The organism is Mesorhizobium sp. IMUNJ 23033, from assembly GCF_044778005.1.
Taxonomy (GTDB): domain Bacteria; phylum Pseudomonadota; class Alphaproteobacteria; order Rhizobiales; family Rhizobiaceae; genus Mesorhizobium; species Mesorhizobium amorphae_A.
Genome location: NZ_JBJACT010000015.1, coordinates 85772 through 109962, shown reverse-complemented (window position 1 = coordinate 109962; position 24191 = coordinate 85772). Strand labels below are relative to the sequence as shown.

Annotated in this window: 16 protein-coding genes and 1 pseudogene; 9 read left to right on the top strand and 8 right to left on the bottom strand. The window is 64.2% G+C overall.

The genetic code is table 11. From position 1 onward, the window contains the following. The first annotated feature begins 259 nt into the window (after positions 1-259). From ACFX5Q_RS17975 to ACFX5Q_RS17965, 3 genes and pseudogenes are all read left to right on the top strand, one after another. Positions 260-1411, top strand: a pseudogene (locus tag ACFX5Q_RS17975) (IS30 family transposase). A gap of 954 nt (positions 1412-2365) precedes the next feature. Beyond that, on the top strand, positions 2366-3814 hold the full coding sequence (locus ACFX5Q_RS17970; protein WP_404280164.1) for a hypothetical protein: 1449 nt from the start codon (positions 2366-2368) through the stop codon (positions 3812-3814). A 1147-nt stretch (positions 3815-4961) separates the two neighbouring features. Then, positions 4962-5402, top strand: a complete 441-nt coding sequence (locus ACFX5Q_RS17965) for a hypothetical protein (protein WP_404280162.1) — start codon at positions 4962-4964, stop codon at positions 5400-5402. Positions 5403-5558: 156 nt separating this feature from the next. On the opposite strand, the gene ACFX5Q_RS17960 is transcribed toward ACFX5Q_RS17965, so the two are convergent. Genes ACFX5Q_RS17960 through ACFX5Q_RS17950 form a run of 3 tightly spaced genes read right to left on the bottom strand, consistent with a single transcriptional unit; the run spans position 5559 to position 9373 of the window. Further along, positions 5559-6446, bottom strand: coding sequence for an alpha/beta hydrolase (locus ACFX5Q_RS17960; protein WP_404280160.1), 888 nt, complete (start codon positions 6444-6446; stop codon positions 5559-5561). Between the two features lie 25 nt (positions 6447-6471). After that, positions 6472-8511, bottom strand: a complete 2040-nt coding sequence (fhuB, locus tag ACFX5Q_RS17955; protein WP_404280158.1) for a Fe(3+)-hydroxamate ABC transporter permease FhuB — start codon at positions 8509-8511, stop codon at positions 6472-6474. Continuing rightward, the gene (locus ACFX5Q_RS17950) at positions 8504-9373 is read right to left on the bottom strand and encodes an ABC transporter substrate-binding protein (protein WP_404280265.1); all 870 of its coding nucleotides are present in this window, start codon (positions 9371-9373) and stop codon (positions 8504-8506) included. Before ACFX5Q_RS17950 ends, fhuB begins: the two co-directional genes overlap by 8 nt. Positions 9374-9644: 271 nt before the next feature. On the opposite strand from ACFX5Q_RS17950, the gene ACFX5Q_RS17945 reads away from it, so the two are divergent. Then, the gene (locus ACFX5Q_RS17945) at positions 9645-10394 is read left to right on the top strand and encodes a pseudouridine synthase (protein ID WP_404280156.1); all 750 of its coding nucleotides are present in this window, start codon (positions 9645-9647) and stop codon (positions 10392-10394) included. A gap of 29 nt (positions 10395-10423) precedes the next feature. Here ACFX5Q_RS17945 and ACFX5Q_RS17940 read toward each other — a convergent pair whose 3' ends face one another. Further along, entirely contained in the window at positions 10424-11005 is a 582-nt protein-coding gene (locus tag ACFX5Q_RS17940; RefSeq protein WP_404280154.1) for a histidine phosphatase family protein, read from the bottom strand. Between the two features lie 111 nt (positions 11006-11116). After that, on the bottom strand, positions 11117-12448 hold the full coding sequence (locus tag ACFX5Q_RS17935; protein ID WP_040582399.1) for a dicarboxylate/amino acid:cation symporter: 1332 nt from the start codon (positions 12446-12448) through the stop codon (positions 11117-11119). Between the two features lie 233 nt (positions 12449-12681). Between ACFX5Q_RS17935 and ACFX5Q_RS17930 the strand changes: the two genes are divergently transcribed. The 3 genes from ACFX5Q_RS17930 to ACFX5Q_RS17920 all read left to right on the top strand — a co-directional run bounded on the left by ACFX5Q_RS17930 (position 12682) and on the right by ACFX5Q_RS17920 (position 16411). Further along, on the top strand, positions 12682-14553 hold the full coding sequence (locus ACFX5Q_RS17930; RefSeq protein WP_404280152.1) for an ATP-binding protein: 1872 nt from the start codon (positions 12682-12684) through the stop codon (positions 14551-14553). Further along, positions 14550-15905 carry a sigma-54-dependent transcriptional regulator gene (locus ACFX5Q_RS17925; protein ID WP_404280150.1) on the top strand — a complete coding sequence of 452 codons (1356 nt, stop codon included), beginning with the start codon at positions 14550-14552 and terminating at the stop codon, positions 15903-15905. Before ACFX5Q_RS17930 ends, ACFX5Q_RS17925 begins: the two co-directional genes overlap by 4 nt. 161 nt (positions 15906-16066) lie before the next feature. Then, positions 16067-16411: a hypothetical protein gene (locus ACFX5Q_RS17920; RefSeq protein WP_120018428.1), complete on the top strand. Its 345-nt coding sequence runs from the start codon at positions 16067-16069 to the stop codon at positions 16409-16411. 28 nt (positions 16412-16439) lie between these two features. On the opposite strand, the gene ggt is transcribed toward ACFX5Q_RS17920, so the two are convergent. From ggt to ACFX5Q_RS17905, 3 genes are all read right to left on the bottom strand, one after another. After that, positions 16440-18179: a gamma-glutamyltransferase gene (gene ggt / locus ACFX5Q_RS17915; RefSeq protein WP_404280148.1), complete on the bottom strand. Its 1740-nt coding sequence runs from the start codon at positions 18177-18179 to the stop codon at positions 16440-16442. 351 nt (positions 18180-18530) lie between these two features. Further along, the gene (rhaI, locus tag ACFX5Q_RS17910; RefSeq protein ID WP_404280146.1) at positions 18531-19823 is read right to left on the bottom strand and encodes an L-rhamnose catabolism isomerase; all 1293 of its coding nucleotides are present in this window, start codon (positions 19821-19823) and stop codon (positions 18531-18533) included. 167 nt (positions 19824-19990) lie between these two features. Beyond that, positions 19991-22093, bottom strand: a complete 2103-nt coding sequence (locus tag ACFX5Q_RS17905; RefSeq protein WP_404280144.1) for a bifunctional rhamnulose-1-phosphate aldolase/short-chain dehydrogenase — start codon at positions 22091-22093, stop codon at positions 19991-19993. 187 nt (positions 22094-22280) lie between these two features. Between ACFX5Q_RS17905 and ACFX5Q_RS17900 the strand changes: the two genes are divergently transcribed. Both ACFX5Q_RS17900 and rhaS read left to right on the top strand, forming a co-directional pair. Continuing rightward, positions 22281-23084 carry a DeoR/GlpR family DNA-binding transcription regulator gene (locus tag ACFX5Q_RS17900; RefSeq protein WP_404280142.1) on the top strand — a complete coding sequence of 268 codons (804 nt, stop codon included), beginning with the start codon at positions 22281-22283 and terminating at the stop codon, positions 23082-23084. 55 nt (positions 23085-23139) lie between these two features. After that, a complete protein-coding gene (gene rhaS / locus ACFX5Q_RS17895) occupies positions 23140-24135 on the top strand; it encodes a rhamnose ABC transporter substrate-binding protein (RefSeq protein ID WP_404280140.1) in 996 nt (331 codons plus the stop codon). Positions 24136-24191: the final 56 nt, after the last annotated feature.

The following is a 24191-nucleotide window of genomic DNA, read 5'->3' as shown; positions in this document are numbered from 1 at the left end:
TGTTGGACTATTTTACGAGTGCGCATAGATCAACACTTTCGCACCAGTCCCTACCCTTTGATGCGCTTTTTCCGTGCGTAGCACCGGTGCACAATTGCCGCTGCCACGCCGCAGAAACGAATCGTAATCACGATTTGCGGTTAGCGGGGTGTCCACTTTCGTTAAATGGCTAAATCGCGCGGAATGACCGAGATGAGGCGGCGGGTTCAACCGGTCAACGCACAACACCTTCTAATCTGTGAGGATGAGGAGGTGGCATATGGTGACGTCACGGATCTGGTTCACGACGGCGCAGAAGGCTGGGCTGTGGGAGCGCTGGAGGCAGGGGCAAAGCATCTCGGCGATCTCGCGGGCGCTGGAGCGGAGGAACAAGACCGGCGTCCAGCGGATCGTGGCTCTGCACGGGGGTATTGCTCCGCCACCGCGGCGCAGGGCGACGTCAGGGCTGAGGTTGGAAGAGCGCGAAGAGATCTCCCGCGGAATTGCGGCCGGTCGGTCGATCCGGGGTATTGCGCGAGGTCTTGGACGATCCCCATCGACGATATGCCGGGAGATCCGGCGCAACGGCGGTTCGCAGGCGTATCGTGCAACCCGGGCCGACTAGCATGCATGGGATCGAGCGTTGCGTCCAAAGCGGTGTCGCCTGGCATGCCATGGACAGCTACGATGGCGTGTGGCGCAGAAGCTGGCGCTGCAGTGGTCGCCGGAGCAGATTTCCGGCTGGCTGAGGCGGCAGTTCCCGAGCGATCAAAGCATGCGGATATCTCACGAAGCGATCTATCGCAGTCTCTTCATCCAGTCGCGAGGGGTGCTCAAGAAGGAGCTGACGGTGCATTTGCGCACCAAGCGGCAGATGCGTCACGCCAAAGGCGCAAAGACCAGGACGGGACGGGGGCAAATCCTCGATATGGTGTCTATCCGCGAGCGCCCGGCTGAGGCCGAGGATCGCGCTATCCCGGGTCATTGGGAGGGAGATCTACTCACCGGAGCCAACGATACGCACATCGCCACACTCGTCGAACGCCACAGCCGCTTCACGATGCTCGTGAAGGTGACGAGGAAGGACTCCGCAACCGTAGTGGCCGCACTCGCCAAGCAGATCCGCAGACTGCCCGAAGCGTTGCGACGCTCCCTGACGTGGGATCAGGGCAAGGAGATGGCTGGCCACAAGAGCTTCACCATTGCTACCGATGTGGAGGTCTACTTTTGCGATCCGCGCAGTCCCTGGCAGCGCGGCAGCAACGAAAATACCAACGGCCTACTCCGGCAGTACTTGCCCAGAGGAACAAATAATCTCGCTCACATATCGCAAAACCAACTCAACGCCATAGCCCTGCGGCTCAATCAACGCTCCCGAAAAACCTTGGGCTTCGAAACGCCGGCTGATAGATTGCGAGCGGTGCTGCGTTGACCGGTTGAACCCGCCGGCGCAAAGCAGTCGTTCAGGATTTTGCCCGCAGAGCTCGACTCTGGCCAACTTGCGCCATCGCGTTGGCAAATACGTGTGATCCGATTGTCGACGAGATCGGTGATAAGTAGCTGCGATGCTCGACTGCATCTAAGATACGGCGCCGTCGGACCGATAGGCAATGTTCGGGAACCGAACCAATCCACAGAAATATTTTGTTGGTATTTTTGTTGGTCCGCGCTGCTGTTGCTCCATGCCTAGGCGATTGAAAACAAAGTCAGATTTTCTCTACTTGGATTCCGCCTCTGGCACCATTTTTTCCCTCAAGAAAATCAACGATTTTGGCAATCAGGTGCGGTGTACCCATACCTGTTTCCATGTTGCAAACCGCAGTGTGGCGGCTCGGAAGAGGCATTAGCTGCGATCGAACGCGCCCTCGTAGTTCATCGCGGAGGAATGGTGGCGGCGCTGGCGACCTGGCTGCGTCGTCTGTGATCGGCTTCTTCGGGTCACAGACGCAATCAGCAACTCCAAGGATCCGGAATGTATTGGATCGCGGAGCCTGGTGAGGATGCCGTGCGACGCTTTTGACGTGCTCGCCGCAGCGCATGTCCTCGAAAATCGTCGGAGCTGAGGATTTGACGTCGTACAGGGAACTCATCGAAGCCCGTGATAGTTGATACTTTAGGAGACCCTGTGCGGGCAGTTTGGGAATCACTACCCCTTATTCGGTACTTACTGCCCCTACATGCCTTTGATAGCTTGAATGACATGCCTGAGGGTTGCCTGGCGCGGTAGCGCGGGGCGCTTGAGTTTGCGTCAGCCCTGACGCCACAGGCAAGCGTTTCACCAGTGCGGTCGACCCATGGAGGATCCGCAATGGATCACGGGCGGAGATCCAACTGGGCTTCCACGCCCCTTGGCCACTCTCCTGACGGAGCACACTTGATAGCTGCGTTGTTTCATGACGAGCGCAAGCAGTCCGCCCCGCTGCCCTTCATTCCGATTTGCCTGGTGCTGTTTGGATTTGCAGCAATCGCACTCGTTCCGTCAGAAACGAAACCTCCCGTCACAGTCTCGCAGCCGAATGGCGCCCAGATGGATTTTGCTGCCGCGGAACAGAAGCGAGCCCTCGAGCGATCCTGGGTCGACGCGTTGAGGCGTGGTCTGAGCGCCGCTCGCATGGAACTCGAGGCAGCTCGCGCCCAGGCGCTTGCCTCGCAGGTCCTGGCAAAGGAGGAGCGCGACCTGGCTGAACGCGAACGCGCAGCAAATGAACAGAGTTTCCTCACGCAACAGGATATCGATGCAATCAAGACCAGCAGCGCGCATGGGGAAGATCTGCCCCGTGAACTGGCGGCGGCCCGCCAGGAACTTGCTGCCGAGGGCGTCGCGGCACGCAAAACCGCTGAGGCGTCTCTAGCCGGGACGAGGCAGGCGCTTGAAGAGGAGCGCCGGAAGGTCGGGCTCCTGGAGCGAGATATCGCGCAGGCCCGTCAGTCCATGGAAGCGCTGGAGGCAAGCGCGAAGCTGGCAGCGACAACGCAAGCCGGCGCCATCCAGGGCCGGCAGCTTGCCGAAGCGGCGCGCAATACCGCGGAAGTGTCTCTGGCCGGGACGAGGCGGGCGCTTGAAGAGGAGCGCCGGAAGGTCGAGCTCCTGGAGCGAGATATCGCGGAGGCCCGTCAGTCCTTCGAAGTGCTGGAGGCAAGCGCGAAGCTGGCAGCGACGACGCAGGCCCGCGCTATCCAGGGCCGGCAGCTTGCCGAAGCCGCGCGCAATACCGCGGAAGTGTCTCTGGCCGGGACGAGGCGGGCGCTTGAAGAGGAGCGCCGGAAGGTCGGGCTCCTGGAGCGTGATATCGCCAAGGCCCGTCAATCCATCGAAGCTCTGGAGGCAAGCGCGAAGCTGGCAGCAACAACGCAGGCCAGCGCCATCCGGGGCCGGCAGCTTGCCGACGCTGCTGCAAGGCAAGCTGGCGAGGCGCTCGCACGGGAACGCGAAAGAGCAAGCTCGCTTGCGAGCGATCTTGAAACCGCTCGGCAGGAACGCGACGCGGCAAAGAAGGAATTGACCCGGATATCGACGGCGTTCAAGGAGGCGTGGGAGCAGGAGCGCGAAAAGGCCATTGGCCTGGCCCGCGACCTCGCTTCGGCACGCAAGGACGTCGACGCCCTTAAGCGCTCGGCTGAGCGTCGCACCTCGCAGGTCGAAAACGCAGCAAAGGCACGCCCCATCGATCGCGCAAGCGCGCGCGCGTCTCAGCGCAGATCGTCGCCAAACTCGGGGCAGCAGGAAGTCGGCAGCGCGGAAGTGCGCAAGTCGCGAGCCGCTCGCCTGATGACGATCGTGCTGCCAGACGCGCTGCTTCCCACGCGGCCGCCGGCTGAGGGATTGCGCCAATGACAGCCCGGGAACGGAGGATTGCGATGAGCAAGTATCTCGCGGCCGCTTTCTCGATTGCGATCGCGATCGAGCCTGCGACTGCCCTTGAGGCGGGAGTTGGCACCCGGGCCGGCAATGTCGGGGTTGGCGCCAGTGTGGGCGTCGGCCAGAACGGGGCGTCAGTCGGTGTTGGCGCGGACGTCGGTAGCGTAGGAGGAGCAGACGCCGGAGCTTCGGTCGGAACTGGCAACGGCTCGGTCGGCGCAAGCGTTGGAGCCAGCGGCCAACTCGGCGGCGCGAGCGTTGGAACGAGCGGCCAAGTTAGTGGGGAAGACGCCTCGTCGGATAGTAGCTCAGCAAGCACCCCTCCAGGCGATACCCCCGGTGCTCCCGCCGCTGCGGCGGCCGCGGCCGCAGGCGCACCAAAATCCATCGTCCTGCCACGCATCCTCTGGCCTAGGAGCGGTCGCTCATCGGCCGTGACGACAATTGAAGCGATACCGGGCACGCCGGGTGCAATGGTTCGCGCCTGCCGTGAGGCGATTGAGTTGGCCGCTATTCCGTTTGGTGTCGTGAATGTACGTGCGATGAGCGCAGGCTCCCTACGCCGTCTGAGCCGAGGCGCAGTCTCGGCCCCGATTGCAGTTCGCATACATTATGCAAGGCAAGGGGGCGCCGAGATCCGGCAGGCGCGAATCAGATGCCACCTCGACGCTGCAGGCAGAGTGATCAGCCTGACATAGATGTTCGGCCTTGGATTTGCTCACCCGATGGATAGGTCTGCGCGAACCCAAGCGCCAGGTTGGCGGATACGTTCACCCTCAGCACGGCCAAGGTAAGCCACTCTGCGCCTGGACTGGCGCCATCGGATGGAGAAGCTACGCGACCGGCTACCGTTGACCCAACGGTTTCCTGCGCCGAGGCCGGGATGGCGTCGAGGCGCTCGGCCATGGCTCGCGCGAATTTGTCGATGCGGTCAGCTTCTTCTGCTCCTGGCGCTTTTCTCGTCCGCGGCGCCGATCTGAAACAGCGCCAGCCTTTCGGTCGCGTATTCGCCGGCCTCACCCGCCGAAATCACTTTGCTCGCATCGGCCGATTGGCGGATTTGATTTGCTTGGTGATCCCCGATCCCTAGGGCAAACTGCCTGGCGGGGCTGCAGGAGGAGAAATGAGAGCACGCGCAGCTACGGTCGGCGATCTCGAGAGTGTTTTCCGCGGTCTGTCCAAGCGGATATCGGACGAGTATGTGGCGGCCGGCAAGGACAGCAAGGCCGCCTACGACAATCTGATGATGAATTTGAAGGAAGGCCGTGCCCATGCCCTTGTCGAGGGCGAAAAGACGGTGGCGATCATCGCCTGGAACGAGCATAGCGACGCCGCCGATACGCTGTTTGCCGCGCAGGAGGGTTTCTTCAGCGCCGCCACCATCCGCTTCTGCAAGCGGCACATTCGCCATATCCAGGCGCTTGCCGGCAACCTCCCCATTCGCTCGCGCAGCTGGCTGCAGAGAGCCGACGTCGCCAAATGGTTCCGGATCATCGGCTATGTCCAACGCGGCCAGGAGAATGGCGCTACTTTGTTCGAACTGCCACCGGCTCGCGGCGGCTAGCAATCACAGCGCGTTGCAAACGTTGCTAGCCTAGCGGGCCTTGGTCGGGCCGCTGGAATAGTTCAACAATTGATTGAAACTTTGAACTGCTCCAGCTCTTTGTTTTTTACGCAATTCCGGACGGAAAAACCGCTACGCACTTTTCCCGGAATTGCTCTAGCGGCCATCTCCCCGTTGCACCGCAAACGCCGTCTGCACCGCGCGGTTGACGGCGACCGGCAGGATCGACATGTGGTTTTCGCCGGCGTGCAATTCGAAGCTGGCGCGCAAGCTCGGGATGGCGTCGAGGCGCTCCGCCATCATCCGCGCGGATTCGTCGGTGCGTGTCAGCTTCTTCTGCTCCAGGCGCTTTTGCTCGTCGGCGGCGCCGATCTGGAACGGCGCCAGTTTTTCGGTCTCGTATTCGCCGGCCGACAGGATCATTTGCGCGCTCAGCCCGTCCGGCACCGCGGTCTCGAATGTTTCGAGAAACCGGTCGATGGCGCGGTCTTCCCAATAGATGGCCGGGCTCGCCGCAATCCAGGTGCTGAAGGCACGCGGGCGGGTGAACAGCGCATAGAGCGCGAACAGGCCACCGAAGGAGTGTCCGTAGAGCGCCTGCCGGCCAGCGTCGATCCTGGCGCGGCTGGCCACGAACGGCTTCAGCTCATCCTCGATGAAGGCGAGGAATTTTTCGGCGCCGCCGGTCCGCACCTCGGGGCCGCCTTCGTGGAAAGGCGGATAGGTCTTGCCGGGCGGCGGGCCAAGATCCCAGGAGCGCCTGAGCGGGTCATAGGCGCCGGCGACGGGATAGCCGATGGCGACTATGACTCCGTCTTCGACGTTGGTGCCCGAGGGGTAGCCCGATTGCGCGCGCATGGCATCGACGGCGGTGCCGATGACGGCGTTGCCGTCGGTCATGTAGAGGACCGGCCAGCCGGCCTCGGGGGCTTCACCGGGCGGCACATGCAGGAAGATCCGCCAGGGCTCGCCGCCCGTGGTGGGAACGAAATCGTGGACCGTGGTGTCGGCGATCAAGGCTGGCGTCGCGATCGACTGGAACATGGAGATCTCCCGAGGAACAAAAGAGTCAGCGGCGGCGCAGCAGCCACATCAGCACCGGGCCGCCGATCAGCGTGGCGACGAGGCCGGCCGGGATCTGGCGCGGGAAGATGGCGGTGCGGCCGATCCAGTCGGCGGCAACCATGATCAGCGCGCCTGCCAGCACCGCGCCCAGGGCCTGCGGCAGCGCGCGCGCCAGCCCTAGGCGGCGGGCGAGATGCGGCGCCATCAGGCCGATGAAGGTCAGCGGACCGACGATCAGGGTCGAGGCGGCGGTGAGTGCGGCGACCATCAGCAGCACCGCGAGCCGCGTCTTGCGCAGGTCAATGCCAAGGCTTTGTACGGCAGGCGCGCCGAGCGGCAGCATGTCCAGCCAGCGGATGAAGGCAGGCGCGAGCAGGAACAGGCAAAGCGCGATGGCCGAAGTCAGCAGCGCCGAACCCACATCGACACCATAGGTCGAGCCGGTCAGCCAGTTGAGCAGCAGCATGGCGCGCGGATCGCCGGTGGCGGTCAGCACCAGGATCAGCGCGTCGAACAGCGCCGTCAGCGCGACGCCGGCGAGTAGCAGCCGCTCGGGCGCATAGGCGGCGCGGCGGCCAAGCGTCAGCGTGACCAGCAGGGCGGCGAAGGCGCCGGCGATGGCGGCGGCTGTCTGGACAGGGCGGCCGGGATCGGAAGCTAAGAACAGCGCCAGCACCATGCCGAGCGCGGCGCCGGCGCTGATGCCGAGCACTTCGGGGCTGGCCATCGGATTGCCGGTCAGGCGCTGCATCATCATCCCGGCCAGCGCCAGCATGGCGCCGGCGGCGAGCGCCGCCGTGACGCGTGGCCAGCGCCATGACAGCAAGGGCTCAAGCTGATCGCCGACAGCAAAACTCCAGCCATGCGGCCCCGGCCCCAGCAGCAAGGCAAGCCCGACCAGCACAACCAAGGACAGGCCGAGCGCCGCCAGCACCAGGCCGGGCCGGCGGCTTCGAGGCAGATGCTCGGCGGTCAGCGCCGGGGCTTCCGAGGCCAGTGCAAGGCGTGGCAGCAGCCACAGCAGAAGGGGCGCGCCGAGAAGTGCCGTGATGGCGCCGGTCGGCAACAGGTCGCCCTGCGGCCCGGTCGCCAATTGCACCGCCTGGTCGGCAGCCCAGAGCAGAACCGCGCCGACGAGCGGTGCCATGAGCAGCCGCTGCCCGAGGCGACGGGCGCCGCCGATGCGGGCGAGCGTGGCGGCGGCCAGGCCGACGAAGCCGATGACGCCGACGGCGGCAACGACGAAAGCAATGAGCGCCACCGCCGCGCCGAGCCCGGCGACACGGTAGACGCCGAGCGGCAGGCCAAGGCTGCGGGCGCCTTCGTCTTCAAGGCCGAGCAAGGTCAGCGGACGGACCATCAGGCCGATGGCGACGGCGGCGGCGCCGAGGCGCGGCAGCAGCCAGAGCGTCGTCGTCCAGTCCTGCTGGCCGAGCGAGCCGGCACCCCAGATGAACAGGCTGGCCAGCCATTCATGCCGCAACACGATGAGGGCAGCGCCGATGGCGCCGGCATAAAGGCTGACGACCAGGCCGGCGAGCACGACGGAGAGCGGCGACAGGCGCTTGTGCCAGGACAGAGCGACAACCGCGGCAATCGCGACGAATGCGCCGGCCAGCGCCACCCATTCGCGGCCGAAGGCGAGCAAGGACGGCGCGGCAAGCGTCGCCAACGCCAGCGCCAGATGGGCGCCGGCTGAGACGCCGACCGTTTCCGGCGAGGCTAAAGGGTTGCGCAGCACCTGCTGCAGAACGGTTCCAGCGAGCCCAAGTGCTGCGCCACAGAGCAGGCTGATGGCCAGCCGCGGCAGGAAGGCATAGTGGACGAGCACCAGCCGAATGTTCGCGACATCAGGCGTGCCGAGCGCGTCGAGCCAGAGCGCCGCCGGTAACTGCGCGGCAAGATTGGAGAGCGTGGCAGTGGAGGCGGCGGCCGAGAGCACCACGCAAAGCAGGATGGCGCCGACTGGCTGGCCGGCGGATAGGCGGCGCGGCCATGTCCCACTGGCGCGCCTGCCACCCTGGGCGACAGTGTCGTCAGCCATGCGCGGCATCTCCGGTCATCGCCTTGGCCAGTTCGTGCGCGAAGCGGGCTGCGGACGGCAGCGCGCCGAACATTAGCACGGCGGGCAGGCGCATGATCGAGCGGTTGCGCACGAAGGGCATGGCGTTCCAGACCGGGCTTTCGGTCAGCGTACCGCCGGCGCCCTCGGGCAGGGGCTCCATGTAGGCCAGCCGCGCGTCACTTGCGGTGGCGAGGCCGTCCAGGCCGAGCGTGGCAAAGCCCCAATAGTTGGTGTCGCCCGTCCAGGCGTTGCGGATGCCGATGCGGTCGAACACATCCTGGAACAGGCTCTGCCGGCCATAGACACGCACATTGCGCGGATCCAAAAAGTTGACGATGTAGAGCGGCCGCGCCGACAATGGCGCCAGCTGCTGCCGGATTTCCGAGAACCCAGCCTCCGTCGCGGCAATCAGCGCCTCGCCTTCTTCCTCCTTGCCGACAAGCCGCGCCAGTTGCCGCGTCGCCTCGACGGCAAGCTGATAGGGCCGGCCCTCCTCCGTGTAAATGCCGATGGTCGTCACCGGCGCGACGCGCTCAAGCAGCGGCTTGATGCCGTCCAGATAGGGGATGGCCAGGATGACATCCGGGCGCAATTGCTGCAGGAATTCGAGGTTGGGCTCAAGCAGCGTGCCGACATCGGCGATCTCCGGCGGCAGCGGCGGCTCGACCACCCATTTCTCCCAGACTTCGCGGTCGGCAATGGCTACCGGCCGGACGCCGAGCATCAGCAAGGTCTCGGTCAACCCGGCGTCGAGGCAGACGATGCGCAGGGGGCGCGGCGCGGCGGAAAGCGAGCCCGCGAAGGGCAGCAGGAAAAGCCCAAGCGCGCCTCGCCGGGTCATGCTGCCGCGCCTGGCCGCCCGCCTGTCATTCTCCGGCACGATCCTGGTCTCCCTCTGCGCCGCGATCTTACATACCCGGCTTGCAGCCGTCGGTGCCAAGCTGACTATGAAACCTGACTTTCATAGTCAACATTCAAGATGACCAAACCGGCCAACAATCTTCGCAACGTGGAATCGCGCGGGGCTCTCGCGGTATGCCCCGGGCGGGTTGCGCGACGATCGCCGCGCATGGCATCTGTCGCTGACCACCGGGAAGAACACCCACTAACGCATGACACGGCCGCCCAACATCGCCCGCCGACCACCTCCCGCCGGGGTCAGCCTTTGCCGCGCGCTGTCGAAGCTTGGGCTGTGCTCGCGCAAGCAGGCCGAGGCGCTGGTTGCCGAGGGGCGGGTGCGGGTCGGCGGCAAGGTGGTGCGCAACGGATCGCTGCGCGTCGATCCCGGCCGAGACCGCATCACCGTCGACGGTGAGCGCGTCGTTGCCGAGCGCAAGGTCTATCTGATGGTCAACAAGCCGCGCGGCCTGCTCACCACCCGGGACGACCCGCAGGATCGAGGTACGGTCTATGACTGCCTGGTTGGGCTCGACCTGCCCTTCGTGTCGCCGGTCGGCCGCCTCGACAAGGCGAGCGAAGGCCTTCTGTTGATGACCAACGACACGCATTGGGGAAATGGCCTGCTCGATCCCGCCTCGCATGTCGCCAAGACCTATCACGTGCAGATCGGCACGCCGCCCGACGAGGCTATGCTGGCGCGGTTTCGCGATGGTGTGGTCGTCGACGGCGAGCTGTTGACGGCCCGCTCGATCGAGATGCTGCGCAGCGGCGGCCGCACGGCATGGCTGGAAATCGTGCTCGACGAGGGCCGCAACCGCCAGATCCGCAGGCTGCTTGGCGCCTTCGATGTCGAGGTGTTGCGGCTGGTAAGGGTGGCGATCGGGTCCTTGCAGCTTGGCGATCTCGCCAAAGGCAAGGCGCGGCACATCACTCCCGAGGAACGGGCGATGCTAGCGAACTGAGCTACGGGTACGCGGCTGCCGTCAGCCTGCTACTTCTGGTTCCACCTGCGGATAACCGGTTCGGTAAGGTCGTGCTCGTAACCGAGGGTGCTGAGGCTCGCGGTGTCCAGCACCAGCAAGGCGCCGTCCTGCGGCGGCAGGCCGAGCCAGCGCGCCGCAAGCACCCTCAGGAAATGCGCGCTCGAAAACACCAGCACGTTGCCGCCGACCGCTCGCAACCCGCTGACGATCCGGTCGGCCCTGGCGCCGACATCCGCCGCCATCTCGCCGCCCGGACAGCCGTCGCGAAACACATTCCAACCGGGGCGCGCGGCAAGGATTTGTTTGGTGGTCAGCCCCTCATAGGCGCCGTAGTCCCATTCCTGCAGATCGTCTTTCTTGACGCAGGCCGCGCCGAAGCCGGCGAGCGTGCAGGTGTTGTAGGCCCGCTGAGAAGGGCTCGACCAGATTGCCTGGAACGACGCGCCCTTGAGGCGCTCCGCCACACCACGTGCAGCAGCCTCGCCGGCAGCCGTCAGCGGGATGTCTGTGCGGCCTGTGTGCTTGCCCGATGCGCTCCATTCCGTCTCGCCGTGGCGAACCAGGTAGATTTCGGGAAACGCGCTGCTCATTCACGGGCCTTTCGCCATGGCGGGTTGAGATCAACCTATGCGCCGGCCGGTGAAAAGAACAGGCCGCAGCCGGTGACCGGCTGCGGCCTGCACAGGCGAAAGCCTGAAGGATCAGGCGGGCTGCAGGCCCGGCAGCGAGAGATCGGCCTCTTCCGGAAGATCGCCTGCCATCGCGGCAGCGAACTTGGTCTGGTCGAGCTCGCCTTCCCAGCGCGCCACGACGATCGTCGCCACCGCGTTGCCGACGAAGTTGGTCAATGCCCTGCACTCCGACATGAAACGGTCGACGCCGAGGATCAGCGCCATGCCGGCGACCGGCACCGACGGCACGACCGAAAGCGTCGCCGCCAGCGTGATGAAGCCGGCGCCGGTGATGCCGGCGGCACCCTTGGAGCTCAGCATCGCAACCAACAGCAGCAGGATCTGGTCGCCGAAGGTGAGCGGCGTGTCGGTCGCCTGGGCGATGAACAGGGCGGCCAGCGTCATGTAGATGTTGGTGCCGTCGAGGTTGAAGGAATAGCCGGTCGGGACGACCAGGCCGACCACCGAGCGGTTGCAGCCGGCGCGCTCCATCTTGGCCATCAGGCCGGGAAGGGCCGCTTCCGAGGACGAGGTGCCGAGAACGAGCAGCAGCTCTTCCTTGATGTAGCGGATCAGCGCCAGGATCGAGAAGCCGTTGTAGCGGGCGACGGCGCCGAGCACCACAATCACGAAGAGGAAAGCGGTCAGGTAGAAGGTGCCGATCAGCATGGCGAGGTTGGCGATCGAGGCGATGCCGTATTTGCCGACGGTGAAGGCCATGGCGCCGAAAGCGCCGATGGGTGCGGCCTTCATCAGGATGGCGACCAGGCGGAAGATCGGCGTGGTCAGCGCCTGCAGGAAATCGACCACCGGGCGGCCGCGATCACCGACCAAGGCGAGAGAAACGCCGAACAGCACCGAGAAGAACAGCACCTGCAGAATATCGCCCTGGGCGAAGGCGCCGGTGATGGTGTCGGGGATGATGTTCATCAGGAAGCCGACGATGGTCGTGTCATGCGCCTTCTCGGTGAAGGTCGTCACCTTGGTGGCATCGAGTGTCGCCGGATTGATGTGCATGCCGGCACCGGGCTGGACGACATTGGAGACGACGAGGCCGACGACGAGCGCCAGCGTCGAGAAGAACAGGAAATAGATCATCGCCTTGCCGGCGACTCGGCCGACCTTCTGCAGGTCGGAAACGCCGGCGATGCCGGTTGCGACCGTCAGGAAGATGACCGGCGCGATCACCATCTTGACCAGCTTGATGAAGGCGTCGCCGAGCGGCTTCAGCGACGCGCCTAATTCGGGATAGAAATGGCCGAGCAGGATGCCGGCGGCGATGGCGGTAAGCACCTGCACGTAAAGATGCCGGTAAAAGGGAACTTTGCCGCGCGGTTCGGCGGCAGCGAATGCTGTCTGCATGACGTCCTCCATTGTGCCCCGATCGAACGCTCGACCTCCCGGGGCGTTGACCTCCAACAGCCTCGCGGCTGCTGCGAATGAGAGTGCAACAGGCGTGCCAGTTTCTGCTTGTGAGCTCTTCCTATTGATTTTGTTGAACATTTTTTGTTCGATCGATGCATTGCCATATCGCGACGTGCGGCCATCCGCATAAGTCAAATTGTGCTTTGTGCGAAATCATGCACAGATAGGCCATGCTGCAACGCCCCGCCGCTGCCCCAGCTCAAGTCCTGTCTTCGACGCCCGAGCAACTCGGCAAGCGGGCGCGCCGGGCCTGGCTGTTGTTCGCAGCTGCGGCGCTCGCAATCGCCGCGGCGGCACTTTACGGCGCCGGCCTCTATGGCCGCAGCACCGAAATCCGGGCACTGGCGGCGCAAGGGCGCACCGACGCCAATCTGAAGGTCGCGCTGCTGCGCGCGGTGCTGGAGAACCCGCGCGCGCTGCCTCTGCTTCTGTCGGAGGACCAGCAGGTGCGTGACGCGCTGACTGAGCGCAACCCGGTGGCAATCGACGTTTTGAACCGCAAGCTCGAAGGGCTGGTCTCCGGCACCAAGGCCTCGGTGCTCTACGTCACCGGCATAGACGGCCTGGCCATCGCCTCCAGCAACTGGCGTGAGCCGACAAGCTTCGTTGGCAACGACTATGGTTTTCGCGCCTATTTTTCCGTCGCGATGCAGACCGGCACCGCGGAATACTTCGCGCTCGGCAATGTCAGCAAGCGTCCGGGCCTTTACATTTCACGCCGCGTCGGCAGCGCCGCGGCACCGCTCGGCGTCGTCGTCGTCAAGATGGAATTCGACCAGCTCGAGGCCGACTGGCACGAGGCCAACCGCCCGGCCTATGTCAGCGATGATCATGGCGTCGTGCTGATCACCAGCGTACCCTCCTGGCGCTTCATGACGACGGCACCGCTTGGCCAACCCGTGCTTGGCGAAATCCGCAACAGCCAGCAGTTCGGCGACGCGCCGCTGGTGCCGCTGCCGATCAATCGGCCGCAAGCCTTGAGCGCCGACGTCGCGCTCGTCCATGCGATCACGCCAGGCGGCAGCGAAGCCGAATATCTCAGGCTCTCTACGCCGATCGCCTCGACGCCGTGGCGACTCGACTATCTCGTTCCGGCGGAGGCGCCGATTGCTGCAGCTCAGCGTGAAATGCGGCTTCTGGCGCTTGGCGTCATCGGTCCACTCATTGGCCTTGCCGCCTATCTTTTGTGGCGCCGGCAGTCGGCGCAGATGCGCATCGCCGCCGAACAAGCGGCGCGCACCGAACTCGAACGCCGCGTCGTCGAGCGCACCGAGGATCTGAGCCGTGCCCGCGACCGGCTGCAGGCCGAGATCACGGGCCATCGCAGTACGGAAGCCAAGCTGCAGGTGGTGCAGCAGGAGTTGGTGCAGGCGAACCGGTTGGCCATCCTCGGCCAGGTCGCCGCCGGCGTCGCGCACGAGATCAACCAGCCGGTTGCCACGATCCGCGCCTATGCCGACAATGCCCGCGTCTTCCTCGACAGGAAGCAGACCGTACCGGCCGAAGAGAATCTCGGCGCCATCGCCGCACTTACGGAACGCATCGGCACCATCACCGAGGAATTGAAAGCCTTTGCCCGCAAGGGCCGCACCGCGGCCGAGCCGGTCGAACTCAAGGGTGTCATCGAGGGCGCGGTGGTGCTGCTTCGAAGCCGCTTTGCCGGTCGGCTCGACGCGCTTGATATCACGCCGCCACCACCGGGCCTCAAGGTGAAGGGCAACCGGATTCGGCTTGAACAGGTGCTGATCAACCTGTTCCAGAATGCGCTGGAAGCGCTTGACGGCCGCGAGAACGCCAGGGTCGAGGTGTCGGCCGAGGAGACGGCTGACGGCGTGACCGTCAATGTGTCGGACAACGGGCCGGGCATTCCGCCCGAAATCCTCAAGTCGCTGTTCACGCCGTTCAACACGTCGAAGGAAAAAGGCCTCGGGCTCGGGCTCGTCATTTCGAAGGACATCGTCGCCGACTATGGCGGACGCATCGAGGTTGCAAGCGACGACCGCGGCACCCGTTTCACCATCCATCTTGCGAAAGCAGCATGACGAGCAACGATCCCGCACCGGTCGTCCTGATCGATGACGACATCGATCTGCTGAAGGCCACAAGGCAGACGCTGGAGCTGGCCGGGTTTTCGGTGTCGGCCTTTTCCTCGGCGGCCAAGGCTCTGGCCGGGCTCGATGCCGGCTTTGCCGGTGTCGTGGTGTCAGACATCAGGATGCCGGAGATCGACGGCCTGCAGCTTTTCGACCGCATCCTGGAGTTGGACCCGGACATTCCGGTGATCCTGATCACCGGGCACGGCGACATCGCCATGGCCGTCAAGGCGATCAGGGACGGCGTCTACGACTTCATCACCAAGCCTTTTGCCGCCGACAAGCTAGCGCAAAGTGTGTGGCGCGCGGCGGAAAAGCGCCGCCTGGTGATGGAGAACCGGGCCTTGCGCGAGGCGGCCGAGCAGGCGCAGGACGGCCTGCCGCTGATCGGCCAGACGCCGGCGATGGAAAGGCTGCGCCGCACGCTCAGGCAAATCGCCGACACCGATGTCGACGTGCTGGTGACCGGCGAAACCGGTTCCGGCAAGGAGGTGGTCGCGAGCCTCTTGCACAGCTGGAGCCGGCGCGCCAAGGGCAATTTCGTGGCGCTGAATTGCGGCACACTGCCGGAAACCGTGATCGAGAGCGAATTGTTCGGCCACGAGGCCGGCGCCTTCACCGGCGCGCAGAAGAAGCGGATCGGCCGCATCGAGCATGCCAGCGGCGGCACGCTGTTCCTCGACGAGATCGAAAGCATGCCGCCGTCGACGCAGGTGCAGATGCTGAGGGTGCTGGAAATGCGCGAGGTGACGCCGCTCGGCACCAACGAGGTGCGGCCGGTCGACCTGCGCGTCGTTGCGGCCGCCAAGGTCGATCTCGGCGATCCCAGCCAGCGCGGCGCCTTTCGCGAGGACCTCTATTACCGGCTCAACGTGGTGACGATCTCGATCCCGCCGCTGCGCGAGCGCCGCGACGACATTCTTCTCCTGTTCGGCTATTTCGCCGAGCGCGCCGCCACCCGTTTCCGGCGTTCGGTGCCGGCCGTGCCGGCCGCCGTCCAGCGCCATCTCAGGGAGCATGACTGGCCGGGCAATGTACGGGAACTGGCGCATTTTGCTGAGCGCTTCGTGCTCGGGTTGGAAGAAGGAGGCGAAGCACGGGCCGCCGCGCCGGTGGAGCTGGATGACGCCATGCCGTTGCCGGAGCGGCTGGAGCGCTACGAGGCCGACATCATCCGCGAGACGCTTGGCCGCAATGACGGCGACGTCAGGCGCACGATCGAGGCGCTGGGGATTCCGCGCAAGACCTTCTACGACAAGCTGCAGCGGCACGGCATCGTGCGCAGCGATTTCTCCAAATAGATCAAGCCTGTGGAACCAGATCGCCGATCTGGCCGTTGAGCTTGGCCGGCAAACCGTGGCACGTTGGCACCAGAGGGCGGCGAACATATCGCCGCGGGTGGCGTTGCCGGTTGCGCTCGGCAAGCGTTGATGGTTTGTTGCCGCTCAGCGGAGAACGAGTGATGCGCGAATCCATCGGTCAAGACGAATACGGCTCGGCCAACCCCTTCGATCCGGACGACCTGCCGAATCTGAACACGATCGGACCGGCAATGGGCAGCGGCAACGATTTCGAGAAATATGCCGTCGCCGTCATCATCGTGTTCGGCGCCCTGATCATCGGTGGGCTGATGGCCGCTTCGATGACCTTCGGGCACCGCAACGGCTTCCTGTTCGCGCTTGGCGGCGCCACCTCGGCCTGGATATCGGGCAATGCGCTGCTGCTCGACCGGCCGCGAATTTATGCCCTGTTCGTCGGCATCGCGGCCGTGCTGCTGATTGCGTCGACGATTACGCTGGTCGCCTGACCTGAATCTCAACGCACCCTGGACGAGTCTAATACCCAAGCGCCTCGCCGGATGCGGCGCGGCTGTCGATGGCGCCATTGTAGCGGGCGCCGCCGCCTTTCTCGATCTCCGCCAGGCTCTTGCCGCCGACCAGTATGCCGGCAGCCTGGCCCCAAGTCGTATCGCCGAGATCGAGATGATAGCCCATGCCGGCAAGCAGTTTCTCGGTGTCGGGCGACAGTCCGAACGGTTCGACATAGACCGTGTCGGGCAGCCACTGATGATGGATGCGTGGCGCGTCGATGGCCTCCTGGATGTTCATGCCGTGGTCGATGACATTGACGATCGCTTCCAGCGTAATGGTGATGATGCGCGAGCCGCCGGGACTGCCGATGACCATGAACGGCTTGCCGTCCTTGGCCACCACGGTCGGGCTCATCGAGGATAGCGGCGTCTTCTTCGGCTGGATGGCATTGGCCTCGCCCTGGACGAGCCCATAGAGATTAGGCACGCCCGGCTTCTGGGTGAAATCGTCCATCTCGTTGTTGAGCAGGATGCCGGTGCCGTCGGCGACGACGCCGGCGCCGAACAAGCCGTTGAGCGTATAGGTCACCGCCACCGCATTGCCGTCATTGTCGATGATCGAATAGTGCGTGGTTTCCTTGCTCTCGCCAAATCCCTTCGGCATCAGATCCTGCGAGACGCCGGCCCGGAACGGATCGATCTTGTCGCGGATGTCCTTGGCGTAGCCCTTGTCGAGCAGCTTCGAGACCGGATTGTCGACGAAATCCGGGTCGCCCAGCGCCGAGTTCCTATCGACATAGGCGTAACGCATGGCCTCGACCATGGCATGGACCGTCTCGGCCGAACCGGCGCCGAGATAGGACAGCGGGTAGCCTTCCAGCACGTTGAGGATCTCGCAGATGATGACGCCGCCCGAACTCGGCGGCGGCGAGGAAATGATCTCGTAGCCGCGATAGTTGCAGGTCACCGGCTTCAGCTCGCGCAGCGCGTACTGCTCGAAATCCGGCTTGGCCAGAATGCCGCCCTTGGCGCTGCTTGCCTTGACGATGGCGTCGGCGATGGCGCCCTTATAGAAGGCGTCAGGCCCCTTCTCGGAGATCGCAGACAGCGAGGCGGCGAGGTCCGGCTGCACCAGCCGCTCACCAATGCCATAGGGCTTGCCGTCCGGTTTCAGGAAGATGGCGGCCGCAGCCGGATCCTTCGCCAGCCGGTCTGCGTAGCGGGCAAAAAAGCCGGCATCGCCCTGATCGAGGACGAACCCGTCCTTGGCGTAGGCAATCGCCGGCGCCATCAGATCCTGCCTGGACAACGTGCCATATTTCTCGCGCGCAGCCTCGAAGCCGGCGACCGAGCCTGGCACGCCGACCGCAAGATAGCCGTCGAGGCTGGCGCCCTTCACCGGCTTACCATCCTTGTCGAGATACATGGTCTTGGTCGCGGCCAGCGGCGCGCGTTCGCGGAAATCGAGGAAGGTCGACTTGCCGTCCTTGAAGCGGATGGTCATGAAGCCGCCGCCGCCGATATTGCCGGCGTTCGGGTACACCACGGCCAGCGCATAGCCGACGGCGACCGCGGCATCGACGGCGTTGCCGCCTTTCTTCAGCACCTCGACGCCGACTTCCGAGGCCAGGTGCTGTGCGGTCACCACCATGCCGTGTTCGCCCTTGGCTGGGGCAGGCGAGGCCGCAAAGGCTGAGGTCAGCGGTGCTAAGGCGAAAGTGAAGGAGAGACTGACGGCGATCAGCGTCCGGCGGGTGAAGTGCATGGCGGGCTCCGGGCGTGGGGTGCGCCTAGAAGAGCCGCTTGGGGCGGGAGAGTCTACTGACAATGACGGCGGACACGGGTTGGTGATCGTTCACCTGACTCTCTTCTCCGTGGGGAATACCCATCCAGTGTGGGCGCCCCCCCTCATCGCCCTGCCGGGCACTTCTTCCCGAAGGACGCTTTCCTCGACGATTTCGCCAATCGCCAACGTTGCAAAGGGCGCGCCACAGCGGCGACTAGCGGGCTTCTCCCCGTTTACGGGGAGAAGGTGCCGGCAGGTGGATGAGGGGCAGCGCGGACCTCGACAATTATCCGAGACCTGTCTGAAGCAGTTGCCTGCCTTAGATCAGCCTCAGACAATCCCGCCGCTTCCGCCGACGACCGCCGGCCGCTCCGCCGCGACCCTGGCGCGATAGCCGGCAGCACGGTAGGCGGCCACCGGATCGATGGCGCCACCGGTCTTCAACCGTGCCATGGCCAGGATCGGCTCGACATCGGTGCGGTAAGCCGTTTTTAGCGTCTGCGTCGCCATCAAAGCGTCATTGGCGTCCTGGAAGACTTCCAGCGCCTTGCGGTCGACCAGCAGCGCCTGGGCATAGGCGCGCTGTACCTCGACGGCCGACAGCATCAGGCTTTCGATCGGGTCGGTGACGTTGTGGCTCTGGTCGAGCATGTGGGCCGGATGAAAACCTTCAGCACCGGAAAGCTCGGCATCGACCAGTTCGTTGAAGACCAGGAACAACCGGTAGGGATCGATCGAACCGGCGTCGAGGTCGTCATCGCCATATTTGGAATCGTTGAAGTGGAAGCCGCCGAGTTTCTTGAACTGGATCAGCCGCGACACGATCATCTCGATGTTGACGTTGGGCGCATGATGGCCGAGGTCGACCAGGCAGAACGCCTTGTCGCCTAGCTCCTTGGCGATCATGTAGTTGGTGCCCCAGTCCTGCACGACCGTCGAGTAGAAGGCCGGCTCGTACATCTTGTGCTCGGTGAACAGTTTCCAGTCGTCCGGCAGGCCGGCATAGATGTCCTTCATGGCTTCGAGATAGCGCTCGAAGGCCCTGGCGAAATTGACCTGGCCGGGGAAGTTCGAGCCGTCGCCGATCCACACCGTCAGCGCCTTCGAGCCCAGCGTCCTGCCGATCTCGATGCATTCGAGATTGTGCTCGACCGCCTGGCGGCGCGTGCCGGCATCGGCGTGCGACAATGAACCGAATTTGTAGGAGAGCTTCTGGTCCCTGGCATCGGAGAAGGTGTTGGAGTTCATGGCGTCGAAGCCGAGGCCGAAGCGGGAGGCCGCCTGCTTCAGCCGGTTCGGATCAGCCTTGTCCCAAGGGATGTGCAGCGAAACGGTCGGCGTTGCCTGCGTGAGCTGGCGGATGACGGCGCAGTCCTCGATCTTGTCGAAGATGTCGCGCGGCTCGCCGGCGCCGGGAAAGCGGGCAAAGCGGGTGCCGCCGGTGCCGACGCCCCAGGACGGGATCGCCACCGCGAATTTTTCCACCTTGTCGCGGATGGCGTCGATAGCGATGCCGTGCCGGTCGAGGCGCTCGCCGAGTGATTGATAGTCGCGCTCAAGGTTGGCCTTACGCGCGGCATTGTCCTTGTCGACGATTTCGGCGGAGATGATGGTTTCGGACACGGTGGTTCCTCCCATATGTGTTCGGTCGGCGCTGCCCCTCATCCGCCTGCCGGCATCTTCTCCCCGCATAGTGACGGGGAGAAGGGAAGCGCTCCGGCGTCGGCGACCCCTCTCCCCGTCCTTACGGGGAGAGGGTAAGGGTGAGGGGCGGCGCCGCCTTCAAACTATTATCGCGTAAAGCTCTGCGCGTTGCCCGCGTCGACATTGATGATGTTGCCGGTCGATTTGGCCGACATGTCGGAGGCGAAGAAATAGATCGCTTCGGCGATGTCCTCTGGAAACACCGAGCGCTTCAGCATCGAGCGCGAGCGGTAGTGCTCTTCCAGATCGTCGGTCGACATCTTGTAGGCGGCGGCGCGCTGTTCCTTCCACTCGCCGGTCCAGATCTTCGAGCCGCGCAACACGGCGTCCGGATTGACGACATTGACCCTGATCTGCGCCTCAGCGCCCTCCAGCGCCAGGCAGCGCGCCAGATGGATCTCGGCCGCCTTGGCGGTGCAATAGGCGGCGGCGTTGGGCGACGCGGCGAGACCGTTCTTGGAAGCGACGAAGATGACGTTGCCGCCGATCTTCTGGGCCCGGAACAGCCGGAAGGCTTCGCGCGAGACGAGGAAATAGCCTGTGGACAGGATGTCCATGTTCTTGTTCCACAGCGCCAGCGTCGTGTCCTCGATCGGCGCCGAGGACGCCAGGCCGGCATTTGACACCAGAATGTCGATGCCGCCGAATTCGACCGAAGTCTCGGCAAAACCGGAAACGACCTGGTCCTCCGATGTGACGTTGATCAGCACCGGGCGCACGAAATCCTTGCCGTAGGCCTTGGCCAGTTCCTCATTGGCGCCGGTAAGTGCCGTCTCGTCGATATCGGCCAGCACGACACAGGCGCCTTCGCGCAGCAGGCGGTTGGCGGTGGCGCGGCCGATGCCGCCGGCACCACCGGTGACCAATGCGATCTGGCCGGCAAGCGCTTTCGGCTTTGGCATGCGCTGCAGCTTCAGGTCCTCGAGCAGCCAGTATTCGATATCGAAAGCTTCCTGTGCGGGCAGGCCGACATAGGACGAGACGGTCGAGGCGCCGCGCATGACGTTGATGGCGTTGACGTAGAACTCGCCCGAAATGCGGGCGGTCGCCTTGTCGCCGGCGAAGGTGAACATGCCGACGCCGGGCATCAGATAGACGACAGCATTGGGATCGCGGATGGCGGGCGAGTCGGCATGCTTGCAGCTGTCGTAATAGGCCTGGTAGCCAACACGATAGGCAGCAATGTCGTCGGCGAGACGCGCGATGACGGCATCGACATCAGGCCTTGCCGGATCGAACTCGATGACCAACGGACGGATCTTGGTGCGCAGGAAATGGTCCGGGCAGGACGTGCCTAGTGCCGCCAGCGGCCGCAAATCCCTGGAATTGACGAATTCGAGCACGGCGGCGGAATCGTCGAAATGGCCGAGCTTGTGGCTCTTCTCGGAAATCAGGCCGCGGATCCGCGGCATTAGCTTCGCGGCGATGGCGCGGCGTGCGGTGGCGTCGAGTGACATCACCACCTCGCCGCCGAAAATCGCCACGCCTTCCGACCGGCGCTCGAACCACTCCATCGCTTGGTTGATCACCGCGATTGTCGTCTCGTAGCATTCCTTTGGCGTGTCGCCCCAGGTGAACAGGCCATGGCTCTCGAGAATGACGCCCTTGGCGGCCGGATGCTCGAGGCAGAACTTTTCCAGCCATAGGCCGAGTTCGAAGCCCGGCCGCTTCCACGGCAGCCAGCCGATGGCGTCACCGAAGATATCTTTGGTCAGCGCCTTGGAATCCTTAGCCGCGGCAATGGCGATGATGGCGTCGGGATGCATATGATCGACGAAAGGCTTCGGCACGAAGGCGTGCAGCGGCGTGTCGATGGAGGCCGCGCGCGGATTGAGGTTGAAGGTGCAGTGCGGCAAGAAGCCGACCATCTCGTCCTCATGCGCGAGGCCGCGATAGAGGCCCTTCAGCGCGCGCAGCTTATCCATGTAGAGCGTGGCGAAACCGTCGAGCTTGATCGAGGCGCTGTCGCCGCCCGAGCCCTTGACCCACAGCACTTCCACGCTCTCGCCGGTCAGCGGGTCCTTCTGCCAGATCTTGGACGAGGTGTTGCCGCCGCCATAATTGGTGACGCGCTTGTCGGAACCGAGCGTGTTCGAGCGGTAGACGAGGCGTTCCGGTTCACTCATCGACGCTGCCTTGGCGTCATCCCACAGATTGGCAAGGCGCGAGCCGGAGCGCTTGTCGAGCATTTGAATATCCTCCCGTGAGACACGCGAACAGTGCGGTCGATCTTGGCCAAATGTCTACGGAAGCGGCGAGATTGTCAATCACAAACGATCAATATCGATCATATTGCACTGCACAATGAAAATATATGATTGGAAATGATTGACACTGCGCGTTTTGGGTGCCTAGATGCTCAAGCAGGGAGGAACCATGCACGAGAAAGAGCGCCACAGGATCATTCTGTCCGCCGTCCAGGAAAAACCTGTGGTGACGGTGCAGGAAATGGTCGACCTGACGGACTCGTCCGAGGCGACGATCCGGCGCGATATCGCGGCCCTGCATGTGCAAAAACGCCTGCGCCGGGTGCGCGGTGGCGCCGAGGCTATCTCGCCGCCGCAGTTCATCGGCCTTGCCGGCCGGCCCTTTTCCGTCAACGAGACACTCAATGCCCAGCAGAAGCGGGCGATCGCCAGGGAAGCGGTCGAGCTCTGCAAGGACGGCGAGCCGATCATCATCAATGGCGGCACAACCACCTTCCAGATGGTGCATTTCCTGACCGGCCGCCGCATGCCGATCTTCACCAATTCCTTCCCAATTGCCGAACACCTGCTCAAGCATTCCAAGAACACGGTGATGCTGTCAGGCGGCACCATCTACCGCGAGCAGAACATCATCCTGTCGCCCTTCGACAATGACGTGACGCGCAATTTCTACGCGCGCCGCATGTTCATGGGCGCGCAGGGGCTGGGGCCGCTCGGCCTGATGGAGGGCGACCCGCTGCTGATCCAGGCGGAGCAGAAGCTGATCGACCAGGCCGACGAGTTGGTGGTGCTGGTCGACTCCTCGAAGTTCCGCATGCGCTCCAGCCTGATCCTGTGCGGCCTGTCGCGCATCGCCACGGTGATCACCGACGACGGCATCGAGGACCGCGAAGCCAAGATGCTGGAAACCGCCGGGGTGACGCTGATCGTCGCCCGCAAATCGGCAAAGGAAGAATCTTCACTGCAGGCCTGAGACACCCTCACGGCCGCAGCGGCGATGGAATGCAACGCTCAAGGGAGGATATTCGATGAGCTTTCTGAAGAAACTGCTGGTTACGGCGGCCTTTTCCGCCGCCATGTTCGTGAATGCCGCCTATGCCGAAAACGTCAAGATCGCGCTGGTGGTGAAGTCGCTCGGCAACGGCTTCTTCGATGCCGCCAACAAGGGCGCCGAGGAGGCGGCCAAGGAACTCGGCGATGTCGAGGTCATCTACACCGGCCCGACCAAGGCAACCGCCGAAGCGCAGATCGAAGTGGTCAATTCGCTGATCGCCCAGAAGGTCGACGCCATCGCGATTTCGGCCAACGACGCCGACGCGCTGGTTCCGGCGCTGAAGAAGGCGATGGAACGCGGCATCACCGTGATCTCGTGGGATTCGGGTGTCGCGCCCGAAGGCCGCCAGCTTCACCTCAACCCGTCCGATACCGGCCTGATCGGCGAGACCATCATCAAGCTCGCCGCCGACTATCTGCCGGAAGGCGGCGACGTCGCGATTCTCTCGGCATCCTCGACCGCGACCAACCAGAATGCCTGGATCGAAGCGGCCAAGAAAATCCTGCCGGAGAAGTTCCCCAAGATCAACCTCGTCGCCACCGTCTATGGCGATGACGACTCGGCCAAGAGCACCGACGAAGCCAAGGGCCTCTTGAAGTCCTACCCGAACCTCAAGGCGATCATCGCACCGACCACGGTCGGCGTCGTTGCCGCCGCCCAGGTGGTGACCGACGCAGGTCTCATCGGCAAGGTCAATGTCACTGGCCTGGCGCTCCCTTCCGAGTTCAAGAAGTTCATCGACAATGGTTCCAGCCAGGCGGTGGCGCTGTGGAACCCGATCGACCTCGGCTACTCGGCCATCTATCTCGCCCATGATCTGGCGGTGAAGAAGGAAGAAGCCAAGCCGGGTGCGACGCTGTCGATCGGCCGCGTCGGCAAGGTGACGCTCGACGACACCAACTCGGCTGCGATGGCTCCGCCCTTCCAGTTCGACAAGACCAACATCGAGAAGTTCTCCAAGATCTACTGATCCTGGCGCCTTCAAGCTGACGCGGCGGGGCTCACGCTCCGCCGCATCTTCAAACG